Source organism: Blautia sp. MSK20_18 (assembly GCF_020553125.1).
Lineage (GTDB): Bacteria > Bacillota > Clostridia > Lachnospirales > Lachnospiraceae > Blautia_A > Blautia_A fusiformis.
Map to the genome: position 1 here is coordinate 1 of NZ_JAJCGR010000010.1, position 17,085 is coordinate 17,085.

13 protein-coding genes and 1 pseudogene are annotated in these 17,085 nt (G+C 40.5%); all 14 read right to left on the reverse strand.

The window, feature by feature from the left end; all coding sequences use genetic code 11:
- Positions 1 to 785: 785 nt before the first annotated feature.
- Complete coding sequence (locus LI091_RS07555; protein WP_227945551.1) at positions 786 to 1,391, reverse strand: helix-turn-helix domain-containing protein; 606 nt, start codon at positions 1,389 to 1,391, stop codon at positions 786 to 788.
- 142 nt (positions 1,392 to 1,533) lie between these two features.
- Positions 1,534 to 2,145, reverse strand: a complete 612-nt coding sequence (locus tag LI091_RS07560; protein ID WP_021650335.1) for a class I SAM-dependent methyltransferase — start codon at positions 2,143 to 2,145, stop codon at positions 1,534 to 1,536.
- A gap of 56 nt (positions 2,146 to 2,201) precedes the next feature.
- On the reverse strand, positions 2,202 to 2,423 hold the full coding sequence (locus LI091_RS07565) for a peptidase M50 (RefSeq protein WP_129975257.1): 222 nt from the start codon (positions 2,421 to 2,423) through the stop codon (positions 2,202 to 2,204).
- A 52-nt stretch (positions 2,424 to 2,475) separates the two neighbouring features.
- On the reverse strand, positions 2,476 to 3,147 hold the full coding sequence (locus LI091_RS07570; protein WP_227945552.1) for a hypothetical protein: 672 nt from the start codon (positions 3,145 to 3,147) through the stop codon (positions 2,476 to 2,478).
- 328 nt (positions 3,148 to 3,475) lie between these two features.
- Positions 3,476 to 4,669 (reverse strand): elongation factor Tu, encoded by a 1,194-nt coding sequence (tuf, locus tag LI091_RS07575; RefSeq protein WP_015526359.1) that lies wholly within the window; start codon positions 4,667 to 4,669, stop codon positions 3,476 to 3,478.
- A gap of 126 nt (positions 4,670 to 4,795) precedes the next feature.
- Positions 4,796 to 6,919 carry an elongation factor G gene (fusA, locus tag LI091_RS07580; protein ID WP_256442543.1) on the reverse strand — a complete coding sequence of 708 codons (2,124 nt, stop codon included), beginning with the start codon at positions 6,917 to 6,919 and terminating at the stop codon, positions 4,796 to 4,798.
- 18 nt (positions 6,920 to 6,937) lie between these two features.
- Positions 6,938 to 7,408: a 30S ribosomal protein S7 gene (gene rpsG, locus LI091_RS07585; RefSeq protein WP_207664959.1), complete on the reverse strand. Its 471-nt coding sequence runs from the start codon at positions 7,406 to 7,408 to the stop codon at positions 6,938 to 6,940.
- 229 nt (positions 7,409 to 7,637) lie between these two features.
- Positions 7,638 to 8,057 carry a 30S ribosomal protein S12 gene (gene rpsL / locus LI091_RS07590; protein WP_015526360.1) on the reverse strand — a complete coding sequence of 140 codons (420 nt, stop codon included), beginning with the start codon at positions 8,055 to 8,057 and terminating at the stop codon, positions 7,638 to 7,640.
- Between the two features lie 203 nt (positions 8,058 to 8,260).
- On the reverse strand, positions 8,261 to 10,783 hold the full coding sequence (locus LI091_RS07595; RefSeq protein ID WP_118608962.1) for a YfhO family protein: 2,523 nt from the start codon (positions 10,781 to 10,783) through the stop codon (positions 8,261 to 8,263).
- 484 nt (positions 10,784 to 11,267) lie between these two features.
- On the reverse strand, positions 11,268 to 11,672 hold the full coding sequence (locus tag LI091_RS07600; protein WP_015526362.1) for an ACT domain-containing protein: 405 nt from the start codon (positions 11,670 to 11,672) through the stop codon (positions 11,268 to 11,270).
- Between the two features lie 183 nt (positions 11,673 to 11,855).
- Positions 11,856 to 12,011, reverse strand: a pseudogene (locus tag LI091_RS07605) (sporulation transcriptional regulator SpoIIID); the annotation flags it as partial.
- Entirely contained in the window at positions 11,998 to 13,533 is a 1,536-nt protein-coding gene (locus LI091_RS07610) for a recombinase family protein (RefSeq protein ID WP_118137600.1), read from the reverse strand. The gene LI091_RS07610 and the pseudogene LI091_RS07605, both read right to left, overlap by 14 nt.
- Before the next feature lie 119 nt (positions 13,534 to 13,652).
- Entirely contained in the window at positions 13,653 to 15,377 is a 1,725-nt protein-coding gene (locus tag LI091_RS07615) for a hypothetical protein (RefSeq protein ID WP_173733152.1), read from the reverse strand.
- A 31-nt stretch (positions 15,378 to 15,408) separates the two neighbouring features.
- Positions 15,409 to 17,082, reverse strand: coding sequence for an RNA-binding domain-containing protein (locus LI091_RS07620; protein WP_022388874.1), 1,674 nt, complete (start codon positions 17,080 to 17,082; stop codon positions 15,409 to 15,411).
- Positions 17,083 to 17,085 lie beyond the last annotated feature (3 nt).

The following is a 17,085-nucleotide window of genomic DNA, read 5'->3' on the forward strand; positions in this document are numbered from 1 at the left end:
CCTTACGGTTCCGGGGTATCTTACGTTTGGACACAATGTACCTTGCGGTACTCAATATATATTAAATTAGGATGTTATACTAATTAACGATTACTCGATAACTGTAGCAACACGTCCTGATCCTACAGTACGTCCACCCTCACGATACTTTAATCCTGTTTTATCTCATATTTTTTATGGTTTTCTCTCCAAAATATAGTGAAAAAGGGCTGATCTGCACCATGTATTTTTATTTTCCTGATTTCCTGGCACCGTTTTGGCGCCGGAATCTCTGGTCGAAAAGATTCTTTTCTACAGTTGCCCTACTCTCATCTGTCAACTTCATATTGCGCCGACAGTTTCAGGCGGTTATAATCAGAATATGGGTGCTACCATAACGGTAGGCGGTTAGTCCTTCAACAGAGGGTTGCAGAGTGCCACTGGCACTCGTTTAGCAACGACCGAACGGAGTGTAGACCTGTGACCTTCTGATTACATAGAAACCTGTAAAGGAATCCAATGGAAAGAAGAACTAAGCCAATGAGTATTGTTGACTTCATAGCAGTAGTGAGCTTCGGCCTAACCTGCTTTTGTATCGGATATACATTAGGCAAGGATAATCATAAACCACAAAAATAACCGCCCAGTCTGCAAACTAAGCGGTTATTTTTGATAGATATTCTAAATAGCAAAACGGACTAACCGTCTATCGGTAGCACTCTTTTTTCTATAAGCATATTATCACGCATCTGTAAGAATGTCAAAAAGTTCTTTTTCCATAGTATGTAATACGAATTTGAAAATACTTATAAGCCGAAAAAATACACCAGTACCAGCTTGATCACAGCAGCTCCACCAAAAGCAACAACTGCAGTTACAACTAATTGCATAGGTTTTGGGAAATTTTCGAACACAAAAACTTTCCTACTCTTGCTCCGCACCTTGCTTAAAGATCCTGTCGTAAATGCTGCCATCATTATGACTGACACAGATACCAAGGTCTCACAATAGCCGGCAAGCTTTCCTAACACATCATTATACATATATGCACCTGTTTCATGCAGAATCCAGTATAGAACCAATGCACAAACTCCCATGACACTTTGGAGCTTCATTTCCTTAAAAATCTTCTCTTTCTCTGTAGTTGCATAATCTGACATTGTTTTAGCAATTTTTCTTTCTTCTTCGTTCATCATCTCGCTTTTCCTTTCTCCACTGATAATCTCAGGAATGCTGATATCATAATAATCTGCAATATCCACAAGAATACTGATATCCGGCATATTGTTTCCGGTTTCCCATCTGGATACGGTCCTTCCAGAGACATTTAATATTTCTGCCAACTGCTCCTGTGTAATGCCTTTTTCTTTGCGAAGTTTTTTTAAAAAATTCCCGATTTTTACTTGGTCCACCTCAACTCCTCCTTTCATCATCAAATATAGAATCTGTTATCTGCAAATAACACGACACAAAGCGAGAAATGTCGTATTTTCACTAATAGACACAGTTGTCTATGCGTTTTTCATTTTTTCAATTATACAAACTGGAATTTGGCTATTTCGTTGCAACAATACTTATCCAATGATTTTTTGCATTTGAATACGTTTTGATCTCTGTAAAACCCGCTTCTTTCAAAGCGGCAACAAGTTGTTTAGATGTGTAAATCTTCATACCATTGATCATCTTTGTCCATTTTTCATCTGCGGCATTCGTTCCGTCACTCTCGTTACAAATCAGGAATATGCCTTCGCTTTTCAGCACACGGTTGACCTCGGAAAAGCATTTTACTAATCCTGGCCAAAAGTAAACTGTTTCGAAGGCAGAAACATAATCAAAAGTCGCGTCAGAAAAGGGTATAGCAGATACATCTCCTTGAACTACATTACATTTCCCTTGTTTAATGGCGAGGGCGTTCAATTTTTGAGATTTTGCCACACTAACCTCAGAATAATCCATTCCTGTCACGTGGCCATTTCTACATCTATCAAGCCAGACCGCAATATTTGCTCCGCCGCCACAGCCGACGTCAAGAACTTCAGCATCAGACTTCGTGGAGATATTTGAGAATCCCCATTGCGATAATTTGGCGTGACCGCTGTTCATCATCTTCGTCATCAATTTTCCGCCGAAGCCTTGTGGCTTACGGGTATTTTCAAAAAATCTCATTACAGAATTCCTCCTCCACAAATACCGGTTTTCTTAATTCGACAAACCGGTATTGCTCAATCGTTTTTCTCCGTTAGGAAAATATACAATCCATAAATAAAAAGAACAAGGAATAAAACCGTAGGAATCAATAATCCATTTTCTAAAATACTTATAATCATTCTTCCAGGTGGCGTTACCCATGCAGTTGCTGGATTTTGCATTGCCGCTATTATCATTCCTACAATACCAACAACACTACTTAATGTTAAAAAACCACCTTTTATATTTCTACTCATAATCATTACCTCCTCGTTAAATACCGATTTATCTCTTACATTTTATCATATTCTATCCCAAAACTCTATTCTTAGATTGCCAAAGAGCAGCCTTCCGACTGCTCTTTCTGGCTCCCCAGGCAAGTCTTTCGTGAATACTTCCTGTTGGCATTTGCTCCATTTGTCGCTTTTCTTCTAATGCCTTCTGCTCCTGTATATCCTGTTGTACCGCATCATCTACAGCATTTTCTCCAAGAACACGCACTACCCGGTCATATCTATCAGAAACATCCTGCAATTGTTGTTTTTCATCAAATAACTGCTCTTTTTCTTCACGCACTGCATCTAACTCTCTTTGTATTTGGTTATATGCTTGCTTTGTTTTCTGATATTTGTGTTTCCATTTTTCTACTTCTTCGGCAAGTTCTTTAACCTGTGCAGCCATCGCAGCAATTTTATTTTTCACCTGAGTAAACAGTGGTTTTATTTTCTTATCCCGGTAGGTTGTTGCACGTTCCAATGCACCAGCTTCTGGAAGTAGAGTTTTCACTGTTCCATATTCCTTTATTTCTTTGCTGACATTATCCATTACCGGCTGTAACCGTTCTCTGCGTTCTTCCAGGCTATGCAGATCTTTCTCGGCTTTTTCCGCACACTTCTCAGCTTCCTCTTTATCTTTAACTGCCTGCTCCTTGTCATCTTTTAAAAGCTGGATATTGTGGTAACAATCCGTCTGAAACTGCAATATCATCGTGATCCGGAACGTGCTGAACAGATCAAACAGATCAAAGGCTGGTAAAAAAATTACTCCTGTGAATAGCAAACATTCGCAGGAGTTTTTTTGGCACCGTTTTGGCACCGCTGGTCTTATTTTTCAATTTTAAATTTATCTTTACTTAGTCTTATTGATAAATTTCCTTTAATCTCCGCATTGAAAATTCATAGATGATTTTACTTTCCACCCAACAGAAAAACCCCGGAAACCTTACGGTTCCGGGGTATCTTACGTTTGGACACAATGTACCTTGCGGTACTCAATATATATTAAATTAGGATGTTATACTAATTAACGATTACTCGATGATTGTAGCAACACGTCCTGATCCTACAGTACGTCCACCTTCACGGATAGCAAATGTAAGACCCTGGCTCATAGCGATCGGATGAATCAGCTCGATTGTCATCTCGATGTTATCTCCAGGCATGCACATCTCTGTTCCCTCTGGAAGGTTGCAAACACCTGTTACGTCTGTTGTTCTGAAATAGAACTGCGGACGATAGTTGTTGAAGAATGGTGTATGACGGCCACCCTCGTCTTTAGTCAGAACGTAAACCTGAGCTGTGAATTTTGTATGGCATGTAAGTGTTCCTGGTTTAGCAAGAACCTGTCCACGCTCGATCTCGTTTCTCTGAACACCACGAAGAAGTGCTCCGATGTTATCACCAGCCTGAGCCTCATCAAGAAGTTTACGGAACATCTCGATACCAGTTACAACAACTTTACGAGTCTCCTCTTTGATACCAACGATCTCAACTTCCTCAGATACGTGAAGAACACCAGCCTCAACTCTACCAGTTGCAACTGTACCACGTCCTGTGATGGAGAATACGTCCTCTACAGGCATTACGAACGGTTTATCTGTGTCACGCTGTGGGTCCGGAATGTACTCATCAACAGCATCCATAAGCTCCATGATCTTGTCTCCCCATGGGCCAGCCGGATCCTCAAGAGCTTTAAGAGCAGAACCCTGGATAACCGGAATGTCATCTCCTGGGAAGTCATACTCGGAAAGAAGATCACGGATCTCCATCTCAACGAGCTCAAGAAGCTCCTCATCGTCTACCATATCACATTTGTTCATGAATACAACGATGTAAGGAACACCTACCTGACGGGAAAGAAGGATATGCTCTTTAGTCTGAGCCATAACACCGTCTGTAGCAGCAACAACAAGGATAGCACCATCCATCTGAGCTGCACCTGTGATCATGTTCTTAACGTAGTCAGCATGTCCTGGGCAGTCAACGTGTGCGTAATGTCTACGCTCTGTCTGATACTCAACGTGAGCTGTAGAAATTGTGATACCACGCTCTCTTTCCTCTGGAGCTTTATCGATATCCTCAAAGTTCTCTACTACGTTTCCTGGAACTCTCTCTGCAAGAACTTTAGTGATAGCTGCTGTTAATGTTGTTTTACCATGGTCAACGTGTCCGATGGTACCAATGTTACAATGCGGTTTTGTTCTCTCAAACTTAGCCTTTGCCATTTTAAAATGTCCTCCTTAAAACTTGGCTCTATCAAAATTAGAGCATTTTTTCAGATTTAAACTTGCTAACCTTGATTATATTGCAAACCAAGGTTATTTGCAAGCATTTTATTATTTTATATCAGATCAGTCCTTTTTGGAAAGGATCTTCTCCTGTACAGACTTCGGAACCTGCTCATATTTCTCGAAGAACATAGAGTAGTTACCACGTCCCTGTGTTCTGGAACGAAGGTCTGTAGCATATCCGAACATCTCGGAAAGCGGAACATATCCACGGATCATCTTACCGCCACCGATATCTTCCATACCTTCGATACGTCCACGACGGGAGTTGATATCACCGATAACGTCACCCATGTAATCCTCTGGTGTAGTAACTTCGACCTTCATGATTGGCTCAAGAAGAACCGGAGCTGCTTTCTGCATAGCATCCTTGAATGCAAGAGAACCTGCAATGTGGAATGCCATCTCAGAAGAATCGACTTCATGGTAAGAACCATCGTATACATTCGCATGTACACCAACTACCGGGAATCCTCCGAGGATACCAGCTTTCATAGCTTCCTCGATACCTTCGCCAACTGCCGGGATGTATTCCTTCGGAATAGCACCACCAACAACTGTAGACTCGAACTTGTACAGCTCTTCTCCGTTGGCATCCATAGGCTCGAATTTAACTTTACAGTGACCATACTGTCCACGACCACCAGACTGTTTTGCATACTTGCTGTCTACATCAACAGGTTTGGTGATTGTCTCTTTGTAAGCAACCTGAGGTGCACCAACGTTTGCCTCAACCTTGAACTCACGAAGAAGACGGTCAACGATGATATCAAGGTGAAGCTCACCCATACCAGCGATGATGGTCTGTCCTGTTTCCTGATCTGTATGAGCACGGAATGTCGGGTCCTCCTCAGCAAGCTTAGCAAGTGCCTCACCAAGTTTGCCCTGTCCAGCTTTTGTCTTAGGCTCGATAGCGAGCTCGATAACTGGCTCTGGGAACTCCATGGACTCAAGGATTACCGGATGCTGCTCATCACAGATTGTATCACCTGTTGTAGTGAATTTGAATCCGATTGCTGCAGCGATATCACCGGAGTAAACCTTATCCAGCTCCATACGTTTATTAGCGTGCATCTGAAGGATACGTCCAACACGCTCTTTTTTATCTTTTGTGGCATTCAGTACATAAGAACCGGAGTTCATTGTTCCTGAATAAACACGGAAATAAGCAAGCTTTCCTACGAATGGGTCAGTCATGATCTTGAATGCAAGAGCGGAGAACGGCTCATCATCAGATGAATGTCTCTCAACTTCGTTGCCGTCAAGGTCAACACCCTTGATAGCCGGGATATCTGTAGGCGCCGGCATGTACTCAAGGATTGCGTCCAGAAGTTTCTGAACACCTTTGTTTCTGTAAGCGGAACCGCAGCAAACCGGTACTGCTGTACACTCACATGTAGCTTTTCTGAGGACAGCTTTCAGTCTGTCTACAGAAGGCTCATCTCCCTCAAGATACTCCATCATGAGGTCATCATCCAGCTCGCAGATCTTCTCGATCAGCTCTGTATGATAAAGCTCTGCATCTTCCTGCATATCCTCCGGGATATCAGTAATAGAGATGTCATCACCCTTCTCATCATTGTAGATGTATGCTTTCATCTCGAAAAGATCGATGATTCCTTTGAAGTCATCCTCTTTTCCGATCGGAAGCTGAAGGCAGATAGCGTTTTTACCAAGACGAGTCTTGATCTGCTCTACTGCACCGTAGAAGTTTGCACCAAGGATATCCATCTTGTTGATGAATGCCATACGAGGTACATTGTAGGTATCAGCCTGACGCCATACGTTCTCTGACTGCGGCTCAACACCACCCTTAGCACAGAAAACGCCGACAGCACCATCAAGCACACGAAGGGAACGCTCAACCTCAACAGTGAAGTCTACATGTCCTGGTGTATCAATGATGTTGATACGATGCTCAAGAGCACCTGGCTTTGGCTTGCAGTTCTCCTCAAGAGTCCAGTGACATGTTGTAGCAGCGGATGTGATTGTGATACCACGCTCCTGCTCCTGCTCCATCCAGTCCATTGTCGCTGTACCTTCATGAGTATCACCGATCTTGTAGTTAACTCCTGTATAATAAAGAATACGCTCTGTAAGAGTTGTTTTACCAGCATCGATATGCGCCATGATACCGATATTTCTGGTTCTCTCTAATGGATATTCTCTTCCTTCTTTTCCAGCCAATGAATTTTCCTCCTCGAATTAGAAGCGATAGTGAGCAAATGCTTTATTTGCCTCAGCCATCTTGTGCATGTCTTCTTTTCTCTTAACGGATGCACCTGTGTTGTTCATTGCGTCCAGAAGCTCATTAGCCAGTTTTTCTTCCATTGTCTTCTCGCCTCTCTTACGTGAGAACATTGTAAGCCAACGAAGAGCAAGTGCCTGACGTCTGTCTGCTCTTACCTCGATCGGAACCTGATAAGTAGCACCACCGATACGTCTTGCTTTTACCTCGAGAACTGGCATGATGTTGTTCATAGCCTCTTCAAATACTTCAATTGCTGGTTTACCAGCTTTTTCCTCTACTCTGGCAAATGCGCCGTATACAATTTTCTGAGCAACACCTTTCTTACCGTCTAACATGATGTTATTGATAAGTTTGGTAACCACTTTGTTATTGTACATCGGGTCAGCCAGAACGTCTCTTTTCTGAGTATGTCCTTTACGTGGCACGTTACTTCCCTCCTTAATCATATTGATTATATCATCGGTACTCACGCAGTAAAACTATTGCATGTTCGCACTGGTAAGGTCCTATATTTAACCCGCAACCGACAGGGTATATGGAATACCGTACAAATCCTTATAGTCTTCCGCTGTAATACATTAGATGAATAATATCTTTGTAATCCTCCTGATTATCTGCAATCAGGAAGCGGCGTAGATTTCTGATCTACTTAAATTATTTTTTAACTTTAGGTCTCTTAGCTCCGTATTTGGAACGAGCCTGTTTTCTGTTAGCGACACCTGCGGTATCAAGAGTACCTCTGATGATGTGGTATCTTGTACCAGGTAAGTCCTTAACTCTTCCTCCACGGATAAGAACAACGCTATGCTCCTGAAGGTTGTGACCCTCTCCTGGAATATAACTTGTTACCTCGATACCGTTGGAAAGACGAACTCTGGCGATCTTTCTAAGAGCTGAGTTAGGCTTTTTAGGAGTAGCTGTTTTAACAGCAGTACAAACACCACGTTTCTGTGGAGCAGCCTGATCAACTGCTTTCTTTCTTAAAGAGTTGTATGTTTTCTGCAGAGCCGGTGCTGTAGATTTCTTAACAGCTGTCTGACGGCCCTTTCTTACTAACTGGTTGAATGTTGGCATTCCATTTCACCTCCCGATTTATTTCTCCATGGGCTTTCCCATGGGGCCTTGCGGTTGCTATTTACAAATTACGGCATGCGAAAATATAACGTTTCATTCGCACGCTTGCTCATTATAGACCGTAAATACAGGGCTTGTCAAGGTGTTTTATGAAGAATTTTTGCTGATTTTACAGGGGTTTAACACAGTTTTCTTCATAGATGTCACAACCTGCCGGAAATACCCATTTTTCTTCTGCTGATATACCAGAGTATTCCCAGTATTCCTGCTATTAATATAGAAAGAACTGCTCCCGCCTGCAGCCCCGGAGTCCGATATTTCATAGTAACCGTATGTGTCCCGGCCGAAAGCTTTACACCGGTAAGCCCCTGGATGCTTTTCCCATCGACCTTTTTCCCATCTACATAAATCTGCATATCAGGATCATAAAATATGCTGAGAAGGAGCATTCCATCCTTTGCTGCAGCTATGGTACCCTTTCCATTCTTCAGATCCATCTGCCGGGAAGAAAGCATTTCATAGATCTCATCCAGGTCCGATTCCCGGTAAGTTCCCAGAACCGCTTCCTGCATTCCGGTTTCCGCAGTTACATGCACAACCGTATCCGTATCATAAGTGCCAAGATCCAGGAAATTATTATTCCAGTAATCGGATTTCTGATCCTGGCCGTTGATCGTTACAGTTTCCGGCTCTGTTCCCGGGATATAAAGATACCCATGCTCTCCTTCTTTCAGCGAAATATCAAAATCCACAGTCCCGGCCCATACTGCTTCTGAAGACACCGTCTGCATTTTGTACAGTCTTTTTCCCGCAATACCGCTGAGCAGCCGGTTCTGAACCTCAAGTGGATTTGTTCCTTCCATTGCATAGTCCAGTACGGAATCACTGACCATATATCCGGCTTTCAGTGCTCTCGGATTCTCATAGAGATCAAAGGACTGGCTTTCTCCGATTTTTTTATAAACAGTATGAAGCTTTCTTGTATTCCTGCAAAACAGATATCGTATTCCCAGAAGCATATCCGTCACTTCCGTGGATCCCGCATACTGAAAACGATTTTCCAGATTTTCAAAGCCCATGTTTTTTACAAAATCCCACATTACCTCTGTATTAGTAGAGGAATACATAGATATCCCGTTCAGCTGATACAGCATCTCTTCATTTCTCACAAGAGGATTTACAATAGCGGCACGGTAATCCACCTGATCCACACCGGCAGACTCCAGTAATCCACAAACCTCCTGCTCACTTTCCACATAAATATCACGGTTTGCGGTTCCATTATCTGTAATACTGACGATTCCGTGAATTCCTGTCTCTGCAAGGATCAGCACTGCCAGCACCAGACATCCCAGCTTTCGGATCTCCACACAGCAGAAGGCATGACCGGACAGTTTTCCACAGATACACCGTTCCGTCCACATAACCAGAAAGAATACTGCAAGAACCCCTGCTGTAAGCAGAAGTCCCCAGATATTTCCGCTTTTGATCCCCACAACGATACAGAAGCCCTCTGCAGCGATCAGTCCGGCAAAAATTCTTCCTGTGCTTTCATTTTCCACATTTCCCCATGCATCACAGGACATTTTCAACAGCAGAAATATCAGGATGAACACAAAACGATTGGGGATTCCCACAGGTTTATGCAATCCGTGAAAAAGCAGATTCAGCGCTGTGATATGGATCCCCGCAAAATACAAAACGATCAATATACCTGTTACGATTTTTTCTGCTGTGCGGATTTCTTTATTCAGAAAATAAATTCCGGCAAAAAGCAGCACTGCACAGCCACAGTAAAGGTTCACATCTCCCTGGTCGCCGGATTTTACAAAGGACAGGGAATCCTCGAATAATGCGCCCAGCTGTTTCCAGATATCTCCGTACACTCCCGAAAGTCCGGTGCCTGCCTCTTCCGCCGCTGCAGTTCTGGATACCGCAGCAATTCCGGGGATCAGTGTGATTCCTGCAAGTCCGGCTCCGGCAACAGACGCCCCGGCAAATTTCAATAATGAAAAACGGATTTTCTCCGGCCGTCGACCGGATTCTGCCGCAGCCAGCTCTGCCAGATAATAAAAAGCAGCAAATGTGCATAACATAAATCCCATATAATAGCTGGTTAAAATACAGTACCCCAGCACCAGACAATACCCTCGCCATTTTCCGGTATGCACCAGCTGTTCAATAAGATATGCAAGCACCGGAAGAAGCATGATACAGTCCAGCCACATCACATTGCTGTAATAGCCTATAAGAAAATTAGACAGTGCGTACATACAGCCAAGAGAAACTGCCATACTTTTTCTGCCCGGATATTTTTTCCCGGAATACCATGCCATGGATACGCTGCAAAGCCCTGCCTTGATCAGAATCACCGCAGTGACAGCCTCGTTTACATACATGAATTTCATAAACTGCAGTATTAGGAAGCTGAACGGACTGCAAAGATAATAGCAAAACAATCCGTAAAAATTATATCCCATGGCATGTGCGGACCAGGTCCAGTCCGTTCCCTTTCCAAGCTGCTCTGAAAGTTCCCTGTAAAAGGCTGTATACTGATGGACTCCATCTACCACCAGCGCCGAATTTTCTCCAAAAGGATAAACACCCTTCAGTGCAAAACCCAGCGTAAAGATCAGCACCGGAAACAGAAACGCCAGGAGATAGATCCACCCTCTGTTTCCCTGTTTTTTGTTTTTTTCCGCTTTCTGTATTCTTATTGGTCTCATTTCATTTCCTCGTCTGTCTGTAGTAATTCCAGTCCGTTCTGTTCTGGACAGCTGAATTATCTATCGGCTGTTATTTTCTGAAATACTGTTATTTCTTTTCCGTCGTTTTTTCCTACTGTATCATGTTTTTGTGAAATTACTGCGAATTTTTTCAGAGCAAAAGAAAAAGGCTGTCACATCCTTAGAGACACAGAAAACTCCGCCGACGTAACAGCTTCTTTCTGAAGGAATCTGTGTACGCTGATCCACAGATCTCTTCATGGGTGTAATTATTAACTTTATGTGATGAGTTTTTAGTTCCCGGCCTGTATGATACGGATATTCACATATCCTGAGGTGGCTGTTTACAGGTTAAGAACTATTATGGATATATGATAGCATGGCCATATACATTTGTAAAATTGATATTTCGTGTTTATAATATAGAATATTTTAATATTTATCAAACGGATAAAAGCCTCTACCACACGGTAAAATCCTGTTTTTATAAAACGGTATAGCCTCTGGATTTCAGGCAGGATCTCACTTCCATGATATCCTCGGTATGGAATACCATGATCGGCTTGCCTGAATCACGGTTAAAGGAGAGGTACAGATAATCCACGCTCACATTACTGTCCTTCAGTGTAAGAAGCAGATCATTCAGATTTCCAGTCTTATCCTCAACCTCCACTCCGATCACCTCGATCACGTGGCAGAGATATCCTGCAGCGATCAGAGCCTCCATTGCCTTATCCGGCTCCGAAACTACCATTCGTACGATTCCGTACTCTGCGCTGTCATTAGTCACAGAGCCCAGAATGTTGATATCCTCGTTCTTCAGGATACCGGTAATGTTCTGCATAACACCCTTTTTATTTTCTGCATAGATGGATAACTGTTTCAGCATGATAAAATCCTCTCTTTCCTATGTGCTTTATTTTGCTGTTCTATCGTATGATAAATCTTCGCACATCTTATCAGGTATGTCAACCAGAGCAAGCCGGATAATAACACAGACATTCATATTTTAGTTTACCCGGCTCCATAAACACTGATATTTTATGATCAGCATTTAACCCGGCCCGCCTGTTCACCGCATGTGAGCATGGAGATATTTTTCCCGGGTAGCGATACCTCCCCGGATATGTCGCTCCTGCTTGTTTACATCCAGTACCTTGCGAACTTCTATGGCCAGAGCCGGATTGATCACTTTCAGGCGTTCTACGCAATCCTTATGTTTGGTTGTCACTAATTAGAACGGTTTCATCTAAGCCTAAATCACCGAAGATTCGTAAGTAAATATCTACGTTACCATCCTTGTCTACTTCAATTTTCTGGATAATCCGTTTAAGCTGTGCATTGGTCATCTGGTGAACATCGGAAATATCTTCAATCTCTTTAAACGTGCGATTCAAGATTATTTCCAGTTGTTCACCTTTTGTCAGGTGATAAGCAACCATTTTCAACTCATTCTCCAGACGCTCGATTTCCTGTTTTGTGCCGCCGATTTTTTCATTCAGTTCCTCACGTGTAATGAGGTCATCGGTGTACATATCCATGTATTTCTGACGCATTTTTTGAAGCTTGTGAAGCTGTGCGTTCAATTCCTTTTCGTAATTCAGGTTCTCATCCTTGGCTTTGTAAACCCTCTGGAATTCGCCTGTTACGTGACGAATTACATTTTTCTTTGCTTTCAGCAGCTCGGAAAAGTATTCGGACAGAACTTCAATCAACTCTTCCTCGTCCACTGTCTGAGCATTCGGGCAGCTATCCGCCCCACGTCCATTATGACCGGAACATACCCAGCGAATATAAGTATTCTTATAAGTACGAACAGTTCGTCGAAATGACCAGCCACATTCCTTACATTTAATCAGAGTAGAAAACAAATACTTATTGCTCTGCCGTTCCTTTGTTAATTTAAAAGTCTTGCTTCTGCACTCCAAAATCTCCTGTGCCTTTTCATACATTTCCGGCTCAATAATCCGCAGTTCCGGACGTTCTGTTACCATCCACTCCGTCTCGTCTTTTTCCGTTCTCTGTCCAGTCAGGAAGTCAGCTACTTCCTGCTTGCCGTTGATAATTTTTCCGGTATAAAGTTCATTCGTTAAAATCCGGCACGTCGCATTCTGGCTCCACTGACAATTACGCTTTGTTCGGATACCTTTCGCATTCAGCATGTTTGCAATCTTGGCGGCACCATATCCTTCTTCGATATACCATTTATAAATCTGCCTGATAACAGCTGCTTCTTCCTCGTTGATTGCCAAATTAAAGTAATCTCCAATGGTTTTATCATATCCGTACACAATATTCGGAACTCGTCCTTTTTCAGCATTCATTTTCTTGCCGAATTTCACACGCTTTGAAGTATTGGCACTTTCTTCCTGCGCCAATGCACCGAAGATTGTCAGAACAAATTCACTGTTTCCCATGCTGGTCATGTTGGCCGTCAAAAACTGTGTCTCGATTCCTAATGCTTTCAGTTTGCGGACATTCTGCAGAAGGTCTACAGTATTTCTGGCAAAGCGAGAGATGTCCTTTACTACTACCATATCAAATAGTCCATGTTCAGCATCAGCCATCATGCGTAAAAATTCTTTTCGATTTTTTATTTTCGTGCCTGAAATACCCTCATCTGCATATAATCTAACTAAGTTGTCACCAGTACGCTGGGTGTACTCAGAGAAAAATTGCTTTTGAGCTTCCAGACTGTTGAGCTGATCAGCTTTATCAGTGGAGACACGACAATAAGCAGCTATATTCATATCTAATACCTTTCTGTTATATTTAAGTCGTTCTGTTACAACTTTATTGTACCATCTAAAATATAATTGTAAATAGCAAAATAAGGAATACCCTTTCTTCAGAATATTCCTTATATGCATTACTCTTCGATAAAAAAATTTTCTAACAATAGCATAATGGATTGTTCATCAACATTACCTGGTTCTTTTAAATTTTTTTTCTTTTTATTCAATAACAAATATGTATCTGTAAAAACATCTTGTATCGTCCCAAGGCATTTATCTTTTGCTAATTTAACCATCAACTCAAGAATTACACGATCCACATAGATATGCAAATGTTCTCCTAACATTTGTATTCGTTTATGGCTTTCCCCTGCATGAACAATAGCATTTCTAAGCCTATATAAGCGATAAAGATGCCATTCAATTCTTTGACAATACTTTTCGGAAAGATGCCATAATTTTTCGCGATTTTCTCTTTGCTCATATAAGTTATATATTTTATAACGTATATTGGGATAATACTTAAGCTCATTCGCAAAATAATCTTCTCGATATTTCTCATATTTTTCAAGAAATATAAAGCCTGCGATTTTACAAATCTCTTTATCGAATTCTGTTATATCTTTAAGCAACAAACTTACTTTTCGATTACCTAAATTATTTTTCAAATCGTCAAGTATATTAGAAAATATGCATTCGAAATAGTCATTTTGTAGAATGGAAACTATATTATCAGTAACGCTTTCAATTTTGGATTTTGAACTATCTGTAACACTTGCAACCTCCAACGCTGACCACAAATTAAGAAATGCATCATTTAAGTCTTGTTGATTTAATGCCGCATTATGCAAATCAACAATCTTATTAAGCTGAGAATAAGTTTCCTTTCCTTTTTCTTGGCATCCCAAAACAATTGTATCTATTTCAGTTTTAAAATTTTCTCGTGGCTCAGGCTTGATACTTTTATACCCAAACGCTTTTACGGGAAGAATTATTCCCTCTTGGGTATCTTGTCGAATTACCAATACGTTTTTACCTATTACACTGATATTATCATTCAAAAAAACTTCTAAATATCTCAAAAAAATTTCTAATGCAGAATACGCTCGTTTCATTGCTGAATAATTATCATATGCCTTTGTTTCCATAACCCCTATAAAGGACTTTTGCTTTCTTTTAATCTGTTTAAAGCAACCATCATCTTCAAACGAAATATGCAATCTTTCATTTAACAACTTTTGATATGGCTTTAATTTTTCATAAAAAACAAAGTACACTTTGTATTTACCAATTTCAAAATCAAACCTATTCAAAAAAATCTGTGCTTTTTTTTCTGGATCATTTATACTTTCCTCAAATATATTTCTCAGGAATCTATATATATATTCCGATGAATATCCATGCCATAGCAAAAAAGCAAGCCAAGCACGAAGTCCTTTTTCAATTTCTGTTTTACGGTTTGATTCCGACAAATTTTCTTTCAAGTATTTACAACATATTTCATAGTACTTTTTCTTTGGTATCTTATTGAATATATAATGTACCGCTGTTCTTTGATCTTTATCTAAAAATTTTGCCATCTCTTCAATAACTTCATATTTATACAACTCTCGAACAATAACGTCTGTCATTAAACTCGACTTAATCTCTTTTGCAATTATATCTAATTGATATTGCTTAATACTCCCTTTCACCACATCTTTTTCAGTATCAACATATTCTTCTAATAATGTTTGTGTATTATGAACAGGCGCTTTAACAATATCATCTGAATAATGAAACAACATTTCTTGTAGTCTTTGAACAAAAAATAAATATCCATCCTTAGTAGATGTCCAATCTTGTGTAATATATTTCATTTTTCATCCCCCTCGCATTTTTGTAAATCAATCATTTTTTTATCAAGTACCACTTTGCATACCTATTAGTTCCTGTTGTAACAACAATTCCATCCTTTTTCATTGCCTGTAACAAATTAGAAACCTTCTTCGATTTCTGTTCATCGCTAAGTACTTCTGGCAATGCTTTTTCCAGTACTTCCATTAAATCTCTTTTGCTGGCTTCTCCCATTGACTGAAGTGCTTTTATAATTAACTGCTTGCAAATATCATCATCTAACCCTTTATTTCGAACATAAGCAGCTTTCTGTCCGACAATATCTGCCACCTTGAAAGATACAAAAACATTAGGATAACGTCCTTCCACAAGACCTTTTTTCTTCAAATCCTTAAAGCTTTCTTTAGAAACTACTTCCTGTTTCTGAACTTTATCCAACAAAAATACAGTTCTCATATCTAAATCTTCATTGGAATATAAAAGCTGAGTATAATTCTTATCCAATATCTTTCCGTACACAGTCACTGTAACTCTATTAATTGTGTTCAAATCATATGTCGGCAATGGGAAGCATTTATCACGCTGTATCTGATACATCATTGGTATTCCCATTGAATTTGTATCAATCATATACAGATTTACCATTGCGTTACACAAAAACACATTTCGATAATACGGTGGTTTATATCCCGGTTCCAGTGCTTGTTCAATAGTTTCTGGTATAAAAGCCCCCTCATTGATAAATACCAGTCTGTCCTCAAATTCCTCTACGTTGATTTTTCCACGCAAGCGATAGTCCTGATGAGCAATACAGTTATTAATAATCTCTTTGATCAGCTCTGGTTCATATTGATCTACTTCATCCGGAAACAAAGTCTGCTGTCCGGCAATATAGCGATACTTTACATTTCTGATCCTGGAATATACCTTATCCACTGCCATTAACATCGGTATATCAAAATGTTCATAAGCTTTTACCGAATTATCTGCATTATAAAGTGTCCAGGTAATTCTAGGAATAAAGCCATCAAAGAAATATTTAGCCTCACTTTTTCCTAATAACAATAACGCCGTTCTGGTTATTTTTCCTTTTATTGTAATACCAGCTTTATTTAAAACCTCAATATCAGACAGTTTCTTTAAAACTTCCTGTGCTTTTTTTCGATCACTCTGACGTTTTGAGAAAAGTTCTCTTGCTCTTTTAATCGCTTCTTCATCCAAATCTTCTATGGTAGCATCTTCTACAATTTCTTTTGACCAATCCATTCCTATCTGATTTCTAAGTAGATCTACTTTATTCATCGGAAGCGGCGATACAGATTCATGCTCTCTGGCATACGCTGCCCCTTGCCATGTTGTCGGAATCCCCCTAATAGCTGGAGGAATTTGAAATGCTATCACTCGACATTTTTCCATTGTCAGTTCGTATATCTCCAGAAATGTCAATCGTTCATTGGTTCCATTTACGATTTCCTTTTTCAAACTTTGCAGACTTCCCTGTTTCCGAAATTCCGTTCCTACATATCGTTTATCATCCGAAATTCCGAAAATCAGCCACGCCTCCTGTAATCCCCGAAGATTTGCTTCATTGCTAAGTGCAGAAAAATATTTACCAATGTCATTAAACGAATAATTTGTGCGTGCTTCTTTAAATTCTACAACTTCATTTTCAAAGGATTCTATCATGCGAACAATCTTTTCTTTTAATTGGCTATCCGTATATATCATATT